Origin of the sequence: Paenibacillus arenosi (assembly GCF_014841135.1) — a bacterium.
In the GTDB taxonomy this organism is placed as follows: domain Bacteria; phylum Bacillota; class Bacilli; order Paenibacillales; family Paenibacillaceae; genus Paenibacillus_B; species Paenibacillus_B arenosi.
In genome coordinates this window covers 132,603-152,412 of record NZ_JACYTN010000006.1, presented here as the reverse complement: position 1 = coordinate 152,412, position 19,810 = coordinate 132,603, and the positions used below count along the sequence as shown (strand labels likewise).

24 protein-coding genes are annotated in these 19,810 nt (G+C 41.9%); 21 read left to right on the top strand and 3 right to left on the bottom strand.

The features are described 5' to 3' along the window. The first annotated feature begins 353 nt into the window (after positions 1–353). From IFO66_RS11210 to IFO66_RS11135, 16 genes are all read left to right on the top strand, one after another. Positions 354–728 carry a hypothetical protein gene (locus IFO66_RS11210; protein ID WP_192025226.1) on the top strand — a complete coding sequence of 125 codons (375 nt, stop codon included), beginning with the start codon at positions 354–356 and terminating at the stop codon, positions 726–728. Between the two features lie 153 nt (positions 729–881). Next, the gene (locus IFO66_RS11205; RefSeq protein WP_192025225.1) at positions 882–2,003 is read left to right on the top strand and encodes a hypothetical protein; all 1,122 of its coding nucleotides are present in this window, start codon (positions 882–884) and stop codon (positions 2,001–2,003) included. A 9-nt stretch (positions 2,004–2,012) separates the two neighbouring features. Next, a complete protein-coding gene (locus tag IFO66_RS11200) occupies positions 2,013–2,228 on the top strand; it encodes a hypothetical protein (protein ID WP_192025224.1) in 216 nt (71 codons plus the stop codon). Positions 2,229–2,244: 16 nt separating this feature from the next. Then, positions 2,245–2,592, top strand: coding sequence for a hypothetical protein (locus IFO66_RS11195; protein WP_192025223.1), 348 nt, complete (start codon positions 2,245–2,247; stop codon positions 2,590–2,592). Positions 2,593–2,607: 15 nt separating this feature from the next. After that, positions 2,608–2,787, top strand: a complete 180-nt coding sequence (locus IFO66_RS11190; protein ID WP_192025222.1) for a hypothetical protein — start codon at positions 2,608–2,610, stop codon at positions 2,785–2,787. Positions 2,788–2,833: 46 nt separating this feature from the next. Continuing rightward, complete coding sequence (locus IFO66_RS11185) at positions 2,834–3,067, top strand: hypothetical protein (RefSeq protein WP_192025221.1); 234 nt, start codon at positions 2,834–2,836, stop codon at positions 3,065–3,067. Between the two features lie 80 nt (positions 3,068–3,147). Beyond that, the gene (locus IFO66_RS11180; RefSeq protein WP_192025220.1) at positions 3,148–3,651 is read left to right on the top strand and encodes a hypothetical protein; all 504 of its coding nucleotides are present in this window, start codon (positions 3,148–3,150) and stop codon (positions 3,649–3,651) included. 53 nt (positions 3,652–3,704) lie between these two features. After that, on the top strand, positions 3,705–4,001 hold the full coding sequence (locus IFO66_RS11175; protein ID WP_192025219.1) for a hypothetical protein: 297 nt from the start codon (positions 3,705–3,707) through the stop codon (positions 3,999–4,001). Beyond that, positions 3,998–4,243: a hypothetical protein gene (locus IFO66_RS11170; protein WP_192025218.1), complete on the top strand. Its 246-nt coding sequence runs from the start codon at positions 3,998–4,000 to the stop codon at positions 4,241–4,243. The genes IFO66_RS11175 and IFO66_RS11170 overlap by 4 nt, the downstream gene beginning before the upstream one ends. A gap of 173 nt (positions 4,244–4,416) precedes the next feature. After that, on the top strand, positions 4,417–5,382 hold the full coding sequence (locus tag IFO66_RS11165; RefSeq protein WP_337912903.1) for a sigma-70 family RNA polymerase sigma factor: 966 nt from the start codon (positions 4,417–4,419) through the stop codon (positions 5,380–5,382). 93 nt (positions 5,383–5,475) lie between these two features. Next, positions 5,476–5,751: a thioredoxin family protein gene (locus IFO66_RS24335; RefSeq protein ID WP_192025216.1), complete on the top strand. Its 276-nt coding sequence runs from the start codon at positions 5,476–5,478 to the stop codon at positions 5,749–5,751. Between the two features lie 197 nt (positions 5,752–5,948). Next, entirely contained in the window at positions 5,949–7,901 is a 1,953-nt protein-coding gene (locus IFO66_RS11155; RefSeq protein ID WP_192025215.1) for an ATP-dependent DNA helicase, read from the top strand. A 233-nt stretch (positions 7,902–8,134) separates the two neighbouring features. Further along, on the top strand, positions 8,135–9,331 hold the full coding sequence (locus IFO66_RS11150; protein ID WP_192025214.1) for an ABC transporter ATP-binding protein: 1,197 nt from the start codon (positions 8,135–8,137) through the stop codon (positions 9,329–9,331). Between the two features lie 2 nt (positions 9,332–9,333). Next, positions 9,334–9,993 (top strand): ABC transporter permease, encoded by a 660-nt coding sequence (locus IFO66_RS11145; protein ID WP_192025213.1) that lies wholly within the window; start codon positions 9,334–9,336, stop codon positions 9,991–9,993. 46 nt (positions 9,994–10,039) lie between these two features. Continuing rightward, positions 10,040–10,969, top strand: a complete 930-nt coding sequence (locus tag IFO66_RS11140) for a glycine betaine ABC transporter substrate-binding protein (RefSeq protein ID WP_192025212.1) — start codon at positions 10,040–10,042, stop codon at positions 10,967–10,969. A 15-nt stretch (positions 10,970–10,984) separates the two neighbouring features. After that, entirely contained in the window at positions 10,985–11,659 is a 675-nt protein-coding gene (locus IFO66_RS11135) for an ABC transporter permease (RefSeq protein WP_192025211.1), read from the top strand. 178 nt (positions 11,660–11,837) lie between these two features. On the opposite strand, the gene IFO66_RS11130 is transcribed toward IFO66_RS11135, so the two are convergent. Next, positions 11,838–12,518, bottom strand: coding sequence for an MOSC domain-containing protein (locus tag IFO66_RS11130; protein ID WP_192025210.1), 681 nt, complete (start codon positions 12,516–12,518; stop codon positions 11,838–11,840). A gap of 88 nt (positions 12,519–12,606) precedes the next feature. Between IFO66_RS11130 and IFO66_RS11125 the strand changes: the two genes are divergently transcribed. From IFO66_RS11125 to IFO66_RS11105, 5 genes are all read left to right on the top strand, one after another. After that, entirely contained in the window at positions 12,607–13,587 is a 981-nt protein-coding gene (locus IFO66_RS11125; RefSeq protein ID WP_192025209.1) for a helix-turn-helix domain-containing protein, read from the top strand. Positions 13,588–13,794: 207 nt separating this feature from the next. Then, on the top strand, positions 13,795–14,667 hold the full coding sequence (locus tag IFO66_RS11120) for a sugar phosphate isomerase/epimerase family protein (RefSeq protein WP_192025208.1): 873 nt from the start codon (positions 13,795–13,797) through the stop codon (positions 14,665–14,667). Between the two features lie 82 nt (positions 14,668–14,749). Then, entirely contained in the window at positions 14,750–15,829 is a 1,080-nt protein-coding gene (locus IFO66_RS11115; protein WP_192025207.1) for a Gfo/Idh/MocA family protein, read from the top strand. A 57-nt stretch (positions 15,830–15,886) separates the two neighbouring features. Next, positions 15,887–16,759: a sugar phosphate isomerase/epimerase family protein gene (locus tag IFO66_RS11110; RefSeq protein ID WP_192025206.1), complete on the top strand. Its 873-nt coding sequence runs from the start codon at positions 15,887–15,889 to the stop codon at positions 16,757–16,759. A 143-nt stretch (positions 16,760–16,902) separates the two neighbouring features. Then, the gene (locus tag IFO66_RS11105) at positions 16,903–17,235 is read left to right on the top strand and encodes a hypothetical protein (RefSeq protein WP_192025205.1); all 333 of its coding nucleotides are present in this window, start codon (positions 16,903–16,905) and stop codon (positions 17,233–17,235) included. A gap of 140 nt (positions 17,236–17,375) precedes the next feature. Here IFO66_RS11105 and IFO66_RS11100 read toward each other — a convergent pair whose 3' ends face one another. Further along, positions 17,376–19,013: an N-acetylmuramoyl-L-alanine amidase family protein gene (locus IFO66_RS11100; RefSeq protein ID WP_192025204.1), complete on the bottom strand. Its 1,638-nt coding sequence runs from the start codon at positions 19,011–19,013 to the stop codon at positions 17,376–17,378. 351 nt (positions 19,014–19,364) lie between these two features. Then, the gene (locus IFO66_RS11095; protein WP_192025203.1) at positions 19,365–19,694 is read right to left on the bottom strand and encodes a YnfA family protein; all 330 of its coding nucleotides are present in this window, start codon (positions 19,692–19,694) and stop codon (positions 19,365–19,367) included. Positions 19,695–19,810 lie beyond the last annotated feature (116 nt).

Here is a 19,810-nt window from a genome sequence, read left to right as displayed (position 1 = left end):
CCATCTTTAAGCGGATGAAACATATTAGTCGCTATTCTAATACCCCCTATTATTTAACTGAAATAGGTAGAGGGTTAGGAGATTGAGTCTTTGTATATAAGTATATCAATCGTTAAATAGAGAGGCAAGTAATAGTCATAAAACTTCCTCAGTAGATGTAACTCTGTTTAGATGCAATTCGGAATAGGGCTGTTCCAAATCTATGTTCTTATCTATGCATCTATCGAATATGCGTTTAGTACATTTGAAAAGTCGATGAGGGAGAAGCCGTTTACTACGGTTTTTTTCTTTTTAAGATAGAAACAAGGCTTTCATCCTTATAATGGGCCAAACCGGTTGGAAGGGGCATCATTATGAAACATGGAACGCGATTGTGGGGAAGTGTACACTTGCCACAAGTAAAGCTTGTTGAAAAAGGAATAAGTGATATATTTCGCATAACTACGGACGGAGTAGATTATGAAATTGTATTGGATGCAAAAGAATATGTGACTAGTCATGAGTTGTTTACAACAGATCTGGTTAGCCAGATTAACAAGAAGCTACGAGATGCTGGGGCTCCAGTTCAGTCAAGGCTTGGTGGTATTCATAAAGATTCTCCATTTCTTACGGTATTAATACTTGAGCACGTAACAGCAAATTCTAGCTCGGTCATTACACAAGTGTCTGGAACCGCTGCAGATTTGTTATTTGGACAAGTCAGTATGATAGAAGAGGCACGGCCCTAGTGGTATCGATATTTAAATATTTTATGATGCAACTATTCTAGGTGATGTCTTCACCATAGAGGTTGTACAAAAACTAAAAACGAGTATTCGAGTATGATAGCAATTTGTGATAGGAGTGGGTAGTCATGTGTAATCGATTAAGGAGGGGGACTAATGCTTAGTCGCTATATAGTCGGAGGCAGATTAGATCCGCCTTATTATCCAACAAAGACGATGCCCCTTTTTAAAGGTAGATTTATTGGTATTCCAAATACAGCAACAGTAAAGAGGGTCATTAAAGATATTTTTTATCTGTCGCATGATGTAGAGTTTTATGCGATTTCTATCCATTCTACAGTGGCTACTCCTGAAGATTATTGGACGTTGTCGGTAGACGGTAACTTGATCGCTAAAAATGTGTACTGCAAGCAATATAGTGAGGGATTATATTTTCAAGTTGCGCATGCTGTGGAACGAGGAAAGGAATTTATCTTTGAATATCATACGTCACTTGGAGATGGAAAATCAGTTGAAGTGATGTATCACTTTCTTACGGATCCGAATATAAATCTTGAACTTGAAGGTGGGGTAGATGTAGGAAAATACCCTGATCCTCCTCCAATACCGCCAGAAGGAAAAGAGCCACCGCAACCTCCAGCGGGTGGAGGTATCACGCTGCCAGTTACATGGAGTCCCTTCCTTTCTGTAACAGAAGCAAACAAATGGACAAAAGATTTAGGTGTATCCGCAGATTATGCAAACAATTTGGATGCAGCAAACTATATAACAGAAGCGTTAGCTCATCTTCTAAATAATTGTCCTGGGTTTGCTGATATGATTCAGAAGCGCAAGCTCAACATACGACTTGAAAGGATGAGAGGAGCAAATGGTTCGTTTGATCCTGTGAGCGGTACGGTTGCAATGAATAAAAACTATGACTTCAAACGTGCAGATCAAATCGCGAGAGCAGAATATGACTCAGGGCAGAAATCTTCACCCGATAAGCTACGCACGATTATTCATGAGATAGGTCATTGGCTGCATTATCATAATGTTGGTGAGCAGACGTTCGCTCATTATTCCAATTTGGATCCTGATGCTTATGGTCCGCGTACGATATTACCACGAGCTGATGAGAACTATATATCGACTCATTTATGTCATTACGCAACTAAATTTTTTCCTATCGAGTTAACGCCTGAGGTATTCACGGCCAAGATCACCGGAGTGCCTGTCGACACGAAGATCTGGGAATGGTACGAGCAATATGGAGGCTATAAATGTTCAGGGTGGTAGGAGGTTCTTATGGATATTACGGTACCTTGTGTGTTTTGTAAGCATTTAAATCGAGCAGAGCGTGGAAAGATGACTTGTGCTGCATTTCCTAACGGAATCCCAAAAGATATTCATGAATTGAAGTTTATTCATACATCTCCTTATCCAGGAGATAATGGCGTTCTATATGAACGAGTAAGTGAGAGTTATGACTACTTTAATTATTTCAAAGGGGAAACGATGTGAATAAGGGGGCAGAAGGATGAAAGGTTATATGAATAAATGTCCTCATTGCGGAAGTGACTCAGCTTTTGTTCCAGAAAATATGGAGTGCGATCAGGCTTTAGTTCTTTGGTGTAAATCCTGCGGCAACTTTATCAATCAGACGTTCACTCTGGAGACAATTCGGAGATGGTGGATTCGATTTGATGAAGGAGAAGAGGCTATCATACCTCCGATTAATCGTTCTAATCTTATAAAGCTACAGCAGTTAGAGCAATTGTTAAATGAAGAAGCAGAATGGATGGAAGGTATTGAACTCCATATTAAAGACTTCAAAGAGTATGAGTTCAGCGAAGTAGAACTACCACCTGTTGAAACAAATGAGTAAAGGAGTGTACATGTGATGTCAGCCCTCATGAAGAAATGGATAGTTACAGCATGTTTTTTGACACAGGCCCGTCCAAATGTTGAATTTATGATGGACAGCAAACCGACGGTACAGCAGTTGGAGCATATTCGAGAGCTGAATCGAGCTGACTGGTTAGAGGTACTTGAACGGTACTATCCTGCTAGTGGAGAGTAAATTCGGCATTCGATGATTTGCTATTAAATATGAGGAGGCCGTACATTTGAAAGCTGATAGATTCGAATTAGAGCAATCACTGGATACTTATGAGGGTTTACAGCAGGAAGTGATTTTCTTGAGAAGCCAGAATGAAGCTATATTTCAAATATTGTCTTTCCTGACGGTGAAAAACGGTGGAAAGTTAGTTGTTCCTCATGATTTCGGTTTGCAGGCTGAAGGTTTCTCGTATTCTTGCAATCGTAACGAAAAAGGTGACTATGTTATGAGTGCTGTATGAAATAACTAAGAGACTGATGCAAGAAAATGGTAGCGCACCATCTCAAATAATCGAAATAGGCAAAAGAGAGGGCTTCATTCATGAAAGGAACTCAAGAATGGAAAAGTAACATATTTATCGATGTGAATAAATTCACGAGAAAAAATGCAAGTGAAGAGGGGAAAATCGATATTATCGATGTGTTAGCGAAAGCTAATCATTATGGAGAACTGTTAACAGAATATGAGCAATTGGCGGCACAACTCGAAGAAGCACAGCAGATTATTACAGAGCAGTGTATCTTGCTTAATGATATGCAAATGACACTAGATTCACTTTCTATAGAGGAAGCGGTTCCTAAGAACAGTCCACCGATATTCCCAGATGAATTCCATCATTATAAAAACGAATCGTACAATGAACAAATGATGCAAGGGCTTATTGATGCAGTGAAACATTTCCAGTTAGCTGAAGGAGAGACTTGTCGATTTTCTTATCGAAATAATACGATTATCCGAATGCACGAAGGGGATAAAATAGTGACTCTTTTCACGGATGATTATTTTGAACATATCGAGAACCTAGTGCTCACTAATGGAATGTAATTATGATACAAAGTAGTTGGGAAACAATACCATTGTAGAAAGGAGAGAGTGTCGTGGCTGCTTATGCCTATACGTTAGGTGTTCTTGTGGAGGAAGTAGAACGAATCGAAGAAGCTATACAAAACATTGAACACGCAATGCGCCATGCTTCACCGGTGTCCGTAAATATTTTAAGGAGCAACAAGGTCCAATTAGAAGGGGTACTGCATCGTATTATGGAAGCGGATGTTACCTCTCATTTAAGTGTGCATAATCTTCTAATAGGTCATAAGAAGTGTCTTCAAGATTGCTTTAGTACTATTTATAGCAATAAAGCAAGCAAAATTGAAAGGACGAGGAAATATTTATGAAGCTTAAATTCCGTGATCTCTATGCTACCGTTCAAGAAACGAAGCAAGCGGTTGTATCCATGGGTTTAGATATTTCTAACGTATTGAACGGTGAAGGAAAGTGCTTACTTGCTGAAGAGCATATGCGTCTAATTGAAAGTTATAAGGATCTGTATAATGCAGATATTAAGTTGAATGAAAACATAACAGAAATACGTAGAAAAGTTGATCTTTGTATCCAGTGTATTGATATTCATCCTTAATAGATTTGTTTCAATCGACCCTTTTAGGGTCTTTTTTTGTTGTTATCGCAACTATTACACGATGAATATCCACTATAGAAGGTGTGAGCGATTTATAAAAAAGATAATTGAACGGTATGAAATAGATTTGGTGACAGAAGGAGAACAGTATAAATGATGCGAGAGGTGAATTGGTGTTGGGCAGTATAAAATATAGGCAGCTCAGAAAAGATAAAGTACCAGATATGCATAATGTGGAACTCATAGAGGCTTGTAAATCTGATTCCGATTTACTTGGAGAATTTCTAAAACAGAATAGAGAGTTTATATTTTCAATTATTGCTCGCTTTAAAGGAAGTATCGAAGAAATTAAATATAAGTTTAATGTAAGAGAAGAGGAATTGTTACAGCATGCCTATATCGGCATTATGTATGCATTAAAATCATATGATCCTAGGCGAGGTATTAAGTTTACTACCTTTGTAGCACGCCCTATAGTTTGGGAAATTAACCAGCTGTTATACAATGATTCTCATACGGTAAGATTGAGTAGAGGAGCAGTTGAACTGATAAAAAAAATGGGGGAGATTGAAGATAGCTTGGGATATCGGCCCTCTAAAGAAGTAATGGCTGAGATGTTAAACGTGCCCAATGAGAGATTCCATGAAATTATGAGATTTACGGTTGATTTGCAAAGTTGTGAAACCGATGAGGAATTTGATATGGTGGATGAAGGCAGTAAGCACATGGAAGAGAAAGTTACGAATAGGATATATGTTCAGCAACTGCTGGAAGATCCGATATTTACGGATTTTGAAAAAGAAGTAATGCGTTTAATGATGACTGATGAAAACAACACACAAATAGCTGGAAGACTTGGGGTCTATCCGATGACTATTAATCGTACATTAACACGTATAAGAAGTAAAATAGAGAAAAAGAATGAAAGTAGAAAAACAAAAAAAGAAGAACATAAAGTAATTTCTAAGTATGATAATGAAATAAAACTAATTGCAGAAGAAATGGTTGAAAAAGGTGAGCCACTCTGTGTTGAAGATGTAACCGATCTTCTCGACATGTGTGGATATGACTTATCTAATTACACTAGTAGAGTAATCTATTATATAAGACAAAAAGCATTGAAAGATTTAACTGCATAAAGTTTAACATAAATTTTGCAACGAATCAATCTATTCATACGGCTGTAAATAATAGATACACCTACTTACACGTATTTGGGGGAAGTTGACTTTGTGAAGCCACTAACGATTCAATTGTTTTACAGTCGGAATTGTAGTTATTGCCGATTATTAAGCAAAACAATAGATGAAATAGCTCAGGAAAGGCCACATTTACAAGTAAAAAAGATTATGCATGATCCTCAGACTCATGTGAAGATTAAGTATCTACCTACTATTGTTGTCTCCTATAAAAATGATGAGTTAGGACGATTTAGTAGCGCGGTTGGGAGAAGAGAATTGGATAACTGGTTTGATAAACTTGAAACGTATGTGGGAAAGTATTTGTAAACGGATCTTGGCTGTGCTCCCATTACTTTTGACGTCTCCTATATAAAAATGATATATTTTATTTTTGTTACATGGATAAAATATACCATGAAGTGGTTGCGTAAACAGGCGCAACCTTTTTTCATGAGTACGTGAGTGTTATTGATGTATGACCTTTTTTGTTTGAATTATATATATTGATGTGGGGGCACGAGATTTTGAGCAACTATCCTTTTTCCTTTGATCCCAAGGAGTCATTTGTTCAGCAGGTGAGTGACTGGGTATCAGATGTATTTTATGACAAGCTTCCTGAGTTCGGATTTGAAGTGCGGGACGAACAGATCTATATGGCTTACCAATTGGAGCGTGCTTATCGGGATAAGCAGACGATCTTTGCAGAAGCGGGAGTGGGAACGGGGAAAACGCTCGTCTACTTGCTGTACGCAATCAACTATGCACGTTATACAAGAAAGCCAGCGATTATCGCTTGTGCAGACGAATCGCTGATCGAGCAACTTGTTAAGCCAGAAGGCGATATTGCGAAGCTTGCAACCTATCTGGACTTTACCATTGATGCTAGATTAGGCAAGTCACCTGATCAATATATTTGCTTAAATAAGCTCGATGATGCTAGAGCGTCGATGGATGAAGATGCGATGCTGTACGATGATATGTATCGCAGTTTGCCTAAGTTCGTTCATTCGCCGGAGACGATGCAGGCGTTTCATTCATACGGTGATCGTAAAGATTATCCGGATCTTCATGATGAGCAGTGGGAGAAGATTGGTTGGGATGTGTTCCAAGACTGTCTTGTGTGCTCTCAACGCCATCGCTGTGGACAGACGTTATCCCGTGAGCATTATCGGAAGTCTACGGATATCATTATTTGCTCGCATGATTTCTATATGGAGCATATTTGGACGTATGAGGCTCGCAAGCGTGAAGGCCAGCTTCCGTTATTGCCTGAGCACAGTTCCGTTGTGTTCGATGAAGGGCATCTGCTAGAGACAGCGGCGCAGAAGGCGTTGACGTACAAACTGAATCACGCTGTATTTGAAAGTATTATTACACGTTTGCTTGAAGGAGAAGTGCGTGAATCTCTTGCGGTAGCCGTAGAGGATTCCATTGTGCAGAGTGAGCACTTATTCGCATTGCTAGACGTGCATAGTTCGCCAGTACCTGGATCAGACCGCAGGGAGATTGCATGGAACGATGAATTGCTGCGCGAAGTAAATCGTTTCTGCGATATGATCGCTTCCATTGAGGAAGAGCTCGTATTTGAGAGTGGTTTATACACGTTAGACGAGTATCAGTTGAAAATTGTTGAAGAGCATCTGGAGATGATTCAGCTTGCACTTGGATTGTTCAAAAAGTCCAATCAGCTCATTTCTTGGGTTACTGAAGATAAGGGTGCGCTTACGCTTGTCATTATGCCGAAATGGGTTAAGGAAATATTGACGAAGCAGTTGTTCTCTAGCAAAATGCCAATCGTATTCTCGTCAGCTACGTTGTCTGTGCAAGGTAACTTTGATTATATGTCAGACAGTCTCGGTGTTGAGCAGGCTTTGTCATTCTCGGTAGCGTCGCCATACGACTATGAGAATCAGATGAAGATTCAGTATGCTCCGTTCAGCTCTGAGCAGCATCTGGAGAAGAAGCTGGCAGCGACACTAAGCTTGCTTCAGCAAACAGAAGGCAGAGCGCTGCTTCTCTTCCGTTCCAAGGAAGAATTGGCGCAATTTAAGCAAGGGGCAAGTCAGATTTCACAATTTGAGAACTATCGATTTTTATTTGAGGGAACTGGGGAAATAAGCAGTTTGATTGCGGAGTTCCAGCAAAATGAAACAAGCTGCCTTTGTGCAGTGACGCTGTGGGAAGGGCTTGATATTCCGGGACCATCTCTGTCTCAGGTGATTATGTGGTCTCTGCCATTCCCATCCAATGATCCGGTGTTTGCAGCGCGACGCAAAGACGCAGCGAACCCATTCGAAGAGGTGGATATGCCGTATATGCTGCTTCGCTTGAAGCAAGGAATTGGGCGACTCATACGTAAGCAGGATGACGAAGGTACGATTACGATCTTTGATGAGAAGCTGCAAGATGCAGCGATCAAAGAGAAGGTAATACAGATCGTACCGTCTGGTGTGACTGTCAAACAGCTTGAAGCTTGATAGTGAGCAATTAATATCTAGGTGCAAAATCTAGTCACCAATATTCGTAATTCAGACCTACAAGCAGTAATAGCTTGTGGGTCTTTTTATTTACTCTGAAGGGTATTGTATATCAGTCGCTTCAATCTCCAATACTTGTATGGATGTTTCAGAAAACTGCATAGACGTTTATATATCATAGTGGACATATGTTCGTAGGTAGTAAGTCTAATCTATATGAGGTGAACGCAAGTATGATTGAATTTCAACAAGTGAATAAGAAGTACGATGATGGCTTCCAAGCCCTTACTGATATTAATTTAACGATTAAAAAAGGCGAACTCACTGCGTTTATCGGGCCGAGCGGCTGCGGCAAGTCGACGACGATGAAACATATCAATCGTTTAATTTCCCCTACCAGCGGTCGCATCTTCATTGATGGAAAAGATATATCCGAGTACCACCCGGTAGAACTTCGAAGAAATATAGGCTATGTCATTCAAAATGTCGGGTTATTCCCCCATATGACCATTGCAAAAAATATTGCGATCGTTCCGCAGATGAAAAATTGGGACAAAGCGAAAATTGATAAAAGAGTAACGGAATTGCTGCAGCTCGTTAATTTGGACCCTGATACGTATCGCAATCGCTATCCGTCTGAACTTAGTGGTGGCCAGCAGCAGCGTGTTGGTGTGGCGCGGGCATTGGCTGCTGATCCTGACATTATTTTGATGGATGAGCCTTTCAGTGCATTGGACCCGATTACGAGAGAGCAGCTGCAAGAAGAGCTGGTTAGACTGCAGGAGGATGTACATAAAACGATCGTGTTCGTTACGCATGATATGGATGAAGCGATTAAAATTGCAGATACGATTGTCTTAATGAAAGACGGGCAGATTGTACAATCTGGTTCTCCCGAAGCCATTTTACGACGCCCAGCTAATGATTTTGTACGCAGCTTTATTGGCCAGAAGCGAATACATACGAATGACAAAGATGAAAATGAAATGGAGCTTGATGATGCTTCTCTTTCCATGACGACAGTGGATGAAGTGATGGTTACCCAACCTGCTACGACATCACCGAATCGCGGCTTGGCTGAAGCGATCAAGATCATGGAAGCGCGCAAGGTAGATTCCTTGTTCGTCGTAGATAAGAACCGCACCTTGTTAGGCATCGTTTCGATCTATCGCGTGTTGAATCGTTATGGTGACGAATCATTGACGGTGAAAGATGTGATGAAACCAATTGGCTACCAAGTTGGGCCTGGTACCCCGCTTCCGATTGCGGTTGAGCAAATGACGAATCACCGCTTGACGAATCTAGCTGTAGTTGATGACAGTGGGCGACTGGTCGGACTCATAACGAGGGGAAGTATTGTTAAACACTTAAATGAAGTGTATCCAGCTATGATAGAACGGTTTGCTTGGAGCTTAGGAGAGGAGGCGTAACGATGGACGGATGGATAGCCTTCCTACAAGAACGGAGTTCCGATATTGGAACAGCGCTGCAAGAGCACATCGTACTTACTGGTGTTTCTGTGTTGCTCGGCTGCTTGATAGCGATACCATTAGGAATTGCGCTCGTTTATAGCCGTTGGAACTGGCTGACGAATACCGTTTTCTTTATGGCGAACTTATTGCAGACGATACCAAGTCTCGCGTTATTAGCGATATTTATTCCTTTCTTAGGGATAGGGATGAAGCCTGCTATCGTTGCTTTGTTCTTGTATTCAATTATGCCGATTATGCGAAATACGTATGATGGCTTTCGTTCGGTGGATAACAGTGTACTGGAGGCAGCACGAGGCATGGGATATAGCACGATGCAGTCGATTTTACGTATTCGTCTGCCGCTAGCCTTGCCTTACATTATGTCGGGTATTCGCATTACGACGGTATACATTATTAGCTGGGCGACACTAGCGACCTTAATTGGTGCAGGTGGTCTAGGAAGACTAATCGTTGGTGGACTTGGCGTTAATAAGCTGGAGCTTGTTGTAGTCGGAGCTGTTGGTGCTATTTTACTCGTATTGATCACGGACACGCTGTTCGGATGGATAGAGCGCATGCTAACGAAGCGTTATGGACGTACGAGTTCGACTACCGCATAGAGACTCGTTGATGCTCAACGAACATAATCCAGAAAGAGGGACGAGAATGATACAATTAAAAGCTTCGGCTAAAAAGGTAACAGCGCTCCTTCTTTGCGGTGTGCTTATCGCAACAACCTTGCTGCTGACTGGTTGCGGCAAGGAGGATCAGATTGTTATCGGAACACAGACGTTTACCGAATCAAAGATCATGGCTGAAATGTATAAGGCACTCATTGAAGAGCAGACCGATTTGCAGGCGAAGGTGATTCCTGATCTAGCTGCAAGTGCCGTTATTATTAATGCGATGAAGAAAAATGAAGTACATATGGCGACGCTATATAGTGGAGAGCTGTTTAATAATCATTTTCCAATAGAAGAAACGAAGGACCGCCAAGAAGTATTGAAACAGGCGCAATCCGGATTTGACAAGTATTTAGGCTTTACATGGATGGATTCATTAGGATTTGAAAATACATATGCGTTTACTGTGCAAAGTAAGCTAGCGGAAGAGCGAGGGTATGAGCGTATATCCGATGTAGTTAAAGATGCAGGCGACTTGCGTCTAGGTGTAGACACGACATGGATGGAGCGGACGAATGATGGTTATCCAGCATTCCGTAAGGCGTACAACGTGGAGTTTGGGCAAGCATTTCCGATGGAGCAAAGTCTTGTCTATGAAGCAGTAGGCAATAATCAGGTGGATATCGTACTTGCCTACTCTACAGACTCTCGGATTAAGGCGTATGATTTGAAGACGTTAGAGGATGACAAGCAATTTTTCCCGCCTTACGATGCTTCACCGGTACTGTTAAAAGAACTAGCACAGAAACATCCAGAGGTCGTACAGGCGATTCAACCGCTTATCGGTACGATAGATGAACAGACGATGATTGATTTGAATTATAAAGTAGATATTGAGAAGAGAAGTGAGCGCGAAGTCGCTATCGAATATTTGGAACAGCAAGGATTAGTGGTGAAAAAGAATGAAAAGTAGAAGGGAGGCGCTGTGATGGACAGCTATCAATGGTCATTAGCAGACTTGTTCTCGTATATGAGTCGAAATTCTGACTTGCTATGGGAGCATTTTCTCTCACACCTCTATATGGTCGTTAGTGGAGTTGGCCTAGCAATTGTGCTAGGTATTCCATTGGGCGTGCTTTGCACGCGTCATAGAAAGTTAGCCAAAGTCATATTAGGCATAACGAGTATACTGCAAGTTATTCCGAGCTTGGCTTTGCTTGTGTTATTGATGCTCGTACTCGGATTAGGCTCCAAGACGGTTATTGTTGGTTTATTATTCTACTCCTTGAACCCAATCGTACGCAATACGTATATTGGACTGAAGCAAGTAGACCCAAGTTATATGGAGGCAGGCAAAGGGATCGGAATGAGCCCGCTTCAACTGCTCGTAAAGGTGCGCTTTCCATTATCACTGCCGTATATCATTTCTGGTCTAAGGATTGCAGCTGTCATCGCGATCGGTGTCGTGACTATAGCACCGCTCGTTGGAGGAGAAGGCTTGGGGCGCGAAATTTATGCGGGCATTAACAATCAGAATCCGCTACGTATTTATGCAGGAGCGATTCCAGCAGCAGCGATTGCTATCGTGGCCGATCTTCTATTAGGATATCTCCAACGCAAATTGAACTTTGCGGATCGTAAATCGAACCCAAGTGTAAGCTAGTAGCTACTAGTGCTCGATATCCTTAGTCATTTAAACGTAATAAGGGATAGCCGCAGTAGAAATGGATTTCTCTGTTATAGCTATCCCTTTAATATTTGATTTGTACCAATCTATCTACTACTGTCCCTGAGCGTATGTGTAATCAATAACAACCTATAAATAAGAGCAGTGTGACCCATTAACTTCCTTCAATTCGCTTGGACGTATCTGTTTCGATGCCTTCTAGGCGTTTCGTAAAGGTTGCTCTCCAATTCGTAGACAGTCCTTTGTTGCTTAACAGCGCACGAATGCCTTCTTCCCCGTGCAGCTTCTGATGCATCACTTCGTTGGCAAAGCGAATGCTTAGGCGCTGTTCATCCCTATGAATCAACTCAATCTGATCCACTGGCGAAACGATGCCTTCTTCTAATACGCGCCAATAGTAGCCGGTATAGCCGGTCTCTTGCATCCAAATTGGAATCTTCGGCATGTTGTATCTAGCTGCTAACTTGAAGCAAGGCTGGCGCGGCTGGGTCACTTGGACGCGAGCTGTACCGATGCGATAAATATCTCCAATATGTACATCATCTTCAATGAGTCCGCGAGTCGTAACATTCTCTCCAAATGCGGATAAGGGCAGATCGAAGCCCCATTCTTGCTTCCAGTAGGTGTAATGCTCAATAGGATAGACACATACTGCTTTTTCAGGACCGCCATGATATCGCAAATCCGCTTGACCATCTCCTGCGAAGCCTAACGTACGCAGTGCTACCGTATGATCTACAGGATGTTTTATCATACCGGATAATACAGGCTTGCCGTTATGCGTGAGTGATTCACTAGGTAATCCGACTTGGAGTCCTACAAGTTCCACATGCATAGCTTGTTCCTCCTGCTGTTCGCTTTATCTTCATGATATAATAGTGGCGACAGCATCACAAGGCAATACAAGGACTTGGAGGTACGAGATGGAAAATCCGATGCAGGCTGCACAGGAGAGCGCTCAACCGTCGTTATCATCGGACGTGACGTTGTATCGTGGTGAACTAGAAATCGGAACATTGCTTCCGTTCAAAGTATATCGTTGGACACGAGCTGGTGGCAGCAGTCGCGACCATGCCCATGATTATTTCCAGATCTGGTATGTCGTAAAAGGGTCCTTCCAGCATACGATTGATCGTAAGACGTATCAAATGATGAAGGGGAACTTATTTGTTATTCCTCCCTATGCCGTTCATCGTGTTGATCTTATTCCTGATCAAGATATGGAAATTATCGGCTGTGAGTTTCTTCCTCATTTTATTAATGAACATTTTCAACGTCCAAATGAAGGCACGGATCGTTTCGACTATTCTTATCTTGAACAATTTATGGTCAGTGAAGATGAATTGATACCGAAAGTAACATTATTAGGAGAAGCGGATGCGGAAGTAACTAGGCTGCTGAGCGAGATGCTTGCCGAGTTCCAACAGGGTGAGCATTATTATGAGCTTGTTTTGAAGGCTAACTTGTTGAAGCTGCTGTCCATCATTATTCGTCAAATGGCTAAGCAGCGAGGTGGAGGGTCTGAGGAAGAAGATCGTATGGAGAAATTCCGAGGTCTTATGATGGGAGCGTTAAACTATATTCATGAACATTACCCAGAAGAGCTCCGTCTGGAAGGGTTATGCCGTCAATTTAATTTATCGAAATCTTATTTTTGTGCGTTATTCAAACGCTATACAGGTAAGACATTTAATGATTACTTAATTGATCTGCGTATCCGCAAAGCAGCAGAGATGCTACTCAATACGGACAGCACGATTACCGAGATCGGGTACGGTGTCGGTTTTAATGATATTGCTTATTTTTCACGCATATTCAAACGGCATACAGGAGTATCGCCATCCCAATTCAAGCGGAATGCGCTGTCTGTTCATGCTCATTCTACAACTCAGACTAAGTCATAATATAGAACGAAGAGGAGACAGTTTTGATGGACTGTTTCTTTTTTTACTCCATATCAAGAATGTTTGTAAGAAAGTACAACAACTGTGGAACATAGTTCAATGGCTTTGTAGGCAGATTTCATATAATGAAAGTGTGACATACATTACAACCTGCAACCGCTTCCATTGGAGGCGCCTTGTTGCTAGGCATGCTGGGAGTGGAACGAGATGAAGCTGGGTGTTAGTACGTATTGTTTATACCAAGCAATGGGACGACAGGAAATGGACATATTCGCTGTGTTGAAATGGATTAAGGACAATGGAGGCGAACATGCTGAGATCGTTCAGCTTTTAGATATTGGATTCGACTTGCACGGCAAGCCGGAACTAGCGGATCAGATTAGACAGTATGCAGATGAGATTGGATTGGAACTGTCCAATTACTGTGTAGGTGGAAATGTGGCAGGTTTGTCAGAGGAAGCCTATGCTGCTGAAGTGAATCATATTAAAGGGCATATCGATATTGCTCATCGACTCGGAGTCAAGCGCATGCGCCATGATATTGCTTCCCGTCCTTTGGCAGAGACAGGAACGGCTTACTTTGAACAGGATTACGCTAGAATTGTCGCGGCTTGCCGCGAGCTTGCGGAATATGCATCCCAGTATGGCATTACGACGAGTATTGAGAACCACGGTTTCTATGCGCAGTATAGTGAGCGAGTACGCCGCATCGTGCTCGATGTGAATCGTGACAACTTCCGTACGACATTAGATGTTGGTAACTTCGTCTGTGTGGATGAGCCGACTGAGCCAGCTGTTCGCGCTAACGTAACGTTAGCAAGCATGGTCCATTTCAAAGATTTCTACTTACGACCTGCTGATTGCAATCCTGGTGAGGGCTGGTTCCAATCGCTGCACGGCCAATATATAAGAGGAGCAATCGTAGGTCAAGGTGACTTACCAATGCCGAAGCTCGTTTCCATTGTGAAGCAATCTGGTTATGACGGTTATGTATCCATAGAATTTGAAGGGATGGAAGATTGCTTGAAAGGGACTCGAATTGCGTTGGACAATTTGCGTCGATTATGGAATGAGGCGTAATGCTTTGATCATAGAAGAAATAAGTGAGTATGTGTTTGAAATCGTAATACGAGTGAGCGACCAATAGGGAGGAAGTAAATCGATGAGCAAATTACGTGTAGGTGTCATTGGAGCAGGATCTATTTCGGAGTTTCACTTTAAAGGCTATGCCCAGCACCCGGATGTAGAAATTGTAGCTGTCTGTGATCTCAATGAGGAGCGGGCACGTGCAAAGGCAACCGAATTCGGTGCTAGCAAAGTATATACCAATGTAGCGGAATTTCTACGTGACGAAGATATTGATGCCGTCAGCGTTTGTACATGGAATAATACACATGCAGAAAATAGCATTGCTGCTTTGAAGGCAGGCAAGCATGTGCTAGTGGAGAAGCCGTTATGCCGTACAGTGGAAGAAGCTTTGGCGATTCAAGAAGCTGTTCAAGAGAGCGGGAAAATACTGCAAATCGGTTATGTGCGCCGTTTCGGTACAAATACGAAAGTGCTGAAGAAGTTTATCGATGCAGGTGAGCTGGGCGAGATTTATTATGCAAAGGCTTCTTGTCTTCGTCGTTTAGGCAATCCAGGTGGCTGGTTCAGCGACATACAGCGTTCAGGCGGCGGTCCATTGATTGATCTTGGCGTCCATGTCATTGATCTTTGCTGGTACTTGATGGGCAAGCCAAAGGTGAAAAGTGTTACTGGAAATACGTACAATAAACTAGGCAATCGCGGTCATATTGAGAACTTTAGTTTCTATCAAGCTGCTGATTATGATGCGAGTCATAATACGATTGAAGATATGGCCAATGCACTGATTCGTTTTGAAAATGGAGCTTCCTTAGCTGTAGATGTTAGCTTTACGCTTCATGCGAAACAAGAAGAGCTTGCGGTGAAGCTGTATGGAGATAAGGGTGGGGCTGAGGTAGAGCCTGAGCTTGCGATTGTTAGTGAGAAGCATAATACGATGTTAAATATTACACCACAAATTGACGATCTTTCCTTTGATTTTGAGAAAGGGTTTGCTTCTGAAGTTGCTCACTTCGTGGAGACTTGCTTAGGTAGAGAAGAGACCATTTGCCCCGTAGAAGATGGCGTTGAAATGCTGAAAATATTGTCCGGTATTTATGAATCAAGCCGCACAGGAAAAGAAGTTATCTATGAGGTAGAGAAGGTATTGAACTAGTCAACTTATAACAATGAAATTGTGAAATTATAGGTGATTGGAAGGGAGCGAGTAAATATGGTAAAGATTCATCAACCGATTGGGGTAATGACAGATAGCTTCAAATTGCCCTTAAAAGAAGCGCTGCGTAAGGCACAAGAGGTAGGCGCGAATGGTGTACAGATTTATGCGGTAGAAGGGGACATGGACCCTGCTAATCTATCTTCAACTGCTCGCAAGGAATTGAAATCCTATATTAAAGATTTAGGATTAGAAGTATCTGCGTTAGTAGGAGACTTGGCAGGGCATGGATTCCAAGATCCAGAGGCAAATCCGTGGAAGATTGAAAAGTCAAAGCGTATTCTAGATTTGGCTCTTGATTTGGGTTCAAATATTGTAACGACTCACATTGGCATTGTCCCTAATGAAGACCATTCTATCTATGCGACGATGCAGCATGCTTGTGAGGAGCTCAGTCAGTATGCGAACAGTGTAGGTGGACATTTTGCCATTGAGACAGGACCAGAAACATCGTCCCATTTAAAACAGTTCCTTGATTCATTAACTGGCAGGGGGATGGCTGTTAACTTTGATCCAGCGAATATGGTCATGGTAACAGGTGATGATCCTGTGCAAGGTGTTTATACGTTAAAAGATTACATTGTGCACACTCATGTGAAGGACGGCACTCGCGTGCGTGAAGTTGATCCGCGGGAAGTGTATGGCATGTTGGGTTTTGAGCCGATGAGTCATGAGAAGCTGGCTGAAATGGCCACGGATGGTCCGTTCAAGGAGCTTCCATTAGGGGAAGGGAACGTCGACTTTGATAACTATTTCCAAGCGCTAGTAGACATTGGCTTTAATGGTTATCTGACGATTGAACGTGAAGTTGGAACCGACCCAGCAGAAGATATTCGTAAAGCGGTACAGTTTATTAAACGTTACAAATAAAGCCCTCTAATATACTATTTTTCATATAAATATATGTTCTCACCATCTTTCATAGCAGCAGGCTCACGCCGTGGAGTCTGCTGTTTGCTGTTCATATAATGTGGTGCAAGACAAAATATTTAATATGAAGGATGGGATTACGTATGGGTAGAGAATTTGAGAACCACCATAAAAAATCCAAAAAACGTAAACATGGCAACGGTCATGGCAATGGCAACGGTAACGGCCGTAAAAAACTTATCGATACTAGCGTGAAGAAGAGCGCTAAAAAAATCATTAAAGTTATCGAAAAGAAAGTCTTCACTGTGAAGAAAGTAAAGAAATTCAAAGTAAACTTGGGTACTCGCTCTCACGGCGGAAGCAGCTACGGCGGCGGAAGCTATGGTGGTGGAAAAAGCTACGGTGGTGGACACAAGAAAAAACACAAAAAACACCGCAGCGACTGTCACCATAAAGTATACGGTGGCGAATATTAATAACTAGTTTGTGCTTGCAGGGTACTGCCTAGTGCTTGTCCTGCAAGCACTTTTTTTACATATAAAGCAAGAGAAAACTCACCTCCATTAAGCCACAAATGTTGTGGGGAATGGAGGTGAGTTATGATAAAGCCTGTTTTTTATTTTACGCCTAAGGATTCTTTAATTCCATTTACAATACTTACAGCTACACGATTTTGAAATTGTTCAGATAGCATTTGTTGTTCTTCTTGAGGATTCGATAGGAACCCTATTTCTAATAGAACGGCAGGTACTTTGGCTTTAGCTAGTACTGTATACGGGTGCCTTTTTACTTTGCGATCTGTAAATTTCGTTGCGCCTAATATGTGCTTGTGCATAATATCAGCAAATGTTTCATGCGACGTCGGATAATAATACGTTTCAGTTCCACCAGCTTTACGATTTGGTGCTGCTGAATTCGCATGAATGGATACGAATGCTGCTGCATTTACACGGTTGGCCACCTCTATCCGATCTGGGACCTCTATGAATGTATCATCTGTTCGTGTCATCATAACCTGGATATTCTCTTCTTGGAGCAGTAATTGCTCCACTTTTAGTGCTAATGCGAGCACAAAATCTTTCTCGTATTTACCTGAAACGCCGACAGCACCTGAATCTCTCGCACCATGACCGGGATCGATTACAACAATTTTTTTGCCGTCAATCGTAGTTGGCGGCGTAGTTATCGGTGGTGTCGTTGTCGGAGGATCCGTAACTGCCGGGGGCACTACTTGATCTCCGGTATGCAGTTCCATCGTAAGTAACCCTGATTCACTGCCACCGTCGGTAATGGTGTAGCCGATGTCTGCTCTCGTGTCTAGTACGATACGAATCGTACTAGACTTTTCGTCAAATAAAGAGTAGCGGACTTGCTCGATGTGAGGGTTATCTATAATATTGTCGAGTTTTCCATGAAATCCTGCTTTGCCATTCGTAAGTTGTCCATTAATAAAATCGGTGGTGAAGGCTGTTGCGGGAATATCCATAACAATTCGATTGGGCTCAGTCATTGTAAATATTTTAGGCTGCACCGTTCCTTGCACTTCGACCATCAATTTATTATCCATATAGTCGATACTGTTTATTTGTGCTGTACCTGAATGAGAACCCTTATTAGAGCCTTTATTTCCAGGAGGTATCGTTTCATTTTGGCTTGGATCTGGGTTCACCTCTTCTTTAGGAGGAGGAGGTGTTTGAATTAAGACTGACTTGTTGGCATTATCCCAACGAACTTTTAACCCGAATTGCTCTCCAACAAATCGAAGAGGTACAAGCGCTGTACCACCTTCAACGACAGGTGGACTGCTTAATGTCGTTTCAGTTCCATTTACGATAGAGGTATTACTTCCTACCGTTAACTCTATTTTGTTGGTGCCATCAGAAATATGAAGCTGTTTGGACTCTTTCTGCCAATCGACAGCGAAACCAAGATGCTCAATGACAACTCGAAGCGGAATCATGACAGATTGATTCATATTTTTTACTTCAGCATTTGAAGGGAGCGTAAGTTTCTTGTCGTCTATTATAATGCTTGTACTCTTTGCATCCTTCGTGCTAGGAGTAGGTTGAATAAGTTGTGTAGATTCAGTAGTATTCGTATCCTTAGTTCCATTAGCAGATTTTTTGCTCTTTGTAGTAGATTGTGTGAGATTAGTAGATTTTTCACTTTGCTCAGCAGCAGCAATAGTAGGAAGCGTAAACAATAACGTCAGTAACATTAGCAAGAGACCGTATTTTTTCATGGTAGTCGACATAATCCTCCATCCCTCGTTAGTAAATCATCCAATTCAAACATGTAATACTTAAAATTACCATACTCAATAGACGCGAAATAATAGGCGAATGTTGCGGGTTGATCTCAAATAAATGTAACACAAATCAACAAGGGAGATTATAATTTTTTTGTTACTTTATTCCTACTAATTTGTATATAGATGTAAGAAGAGTGGCTTTCTACTATAAAATAAGAGCCTTAATTATGAGGTGTGTGTCGAAATAGAGGGGACATTATTGATGGAAGTACAAGATTCTATGAAGGATAATCGTAGCGAAAAAGGAAAATCAATGGAGAAGAAGGAAGGTGTTATCCTTCCCCCTTAGTACCTTTATGCAGAGCGTGGAGCCCACAATATAACAGCAGCGCCGATAAGGCATATTAATCCGCCGATGATATCGTATCGATCAGGCGCTTGCTTATCTACAAGCCAGCCCCAAAGGATAGCAAGCATAACAAATGCGCCTCCGTAAGCTGCATACACTTTTCCGAAAGAAGGGAATGATTGTAGCGTGGGGATAATTCCGTAAGCGATAAGAATAATTCCTCCCCAAATGCCATAGGAAAGCGGCTTGGACTCTCTTAACCACAGCCAAATAAGATATCCTCCGCCAATCTCGGCAAGTCCAGCGACAATAAACAACAATACTGCGGTAAACATGTGAAGCCTCCCTATATAACCGATCTTATTGTGCAATCTATTTATTATAAACGACAAATGTCATGGATAGGAAAAACAATCTTTGGAGAGATAGGATGAGGATGATAAGGAACAAG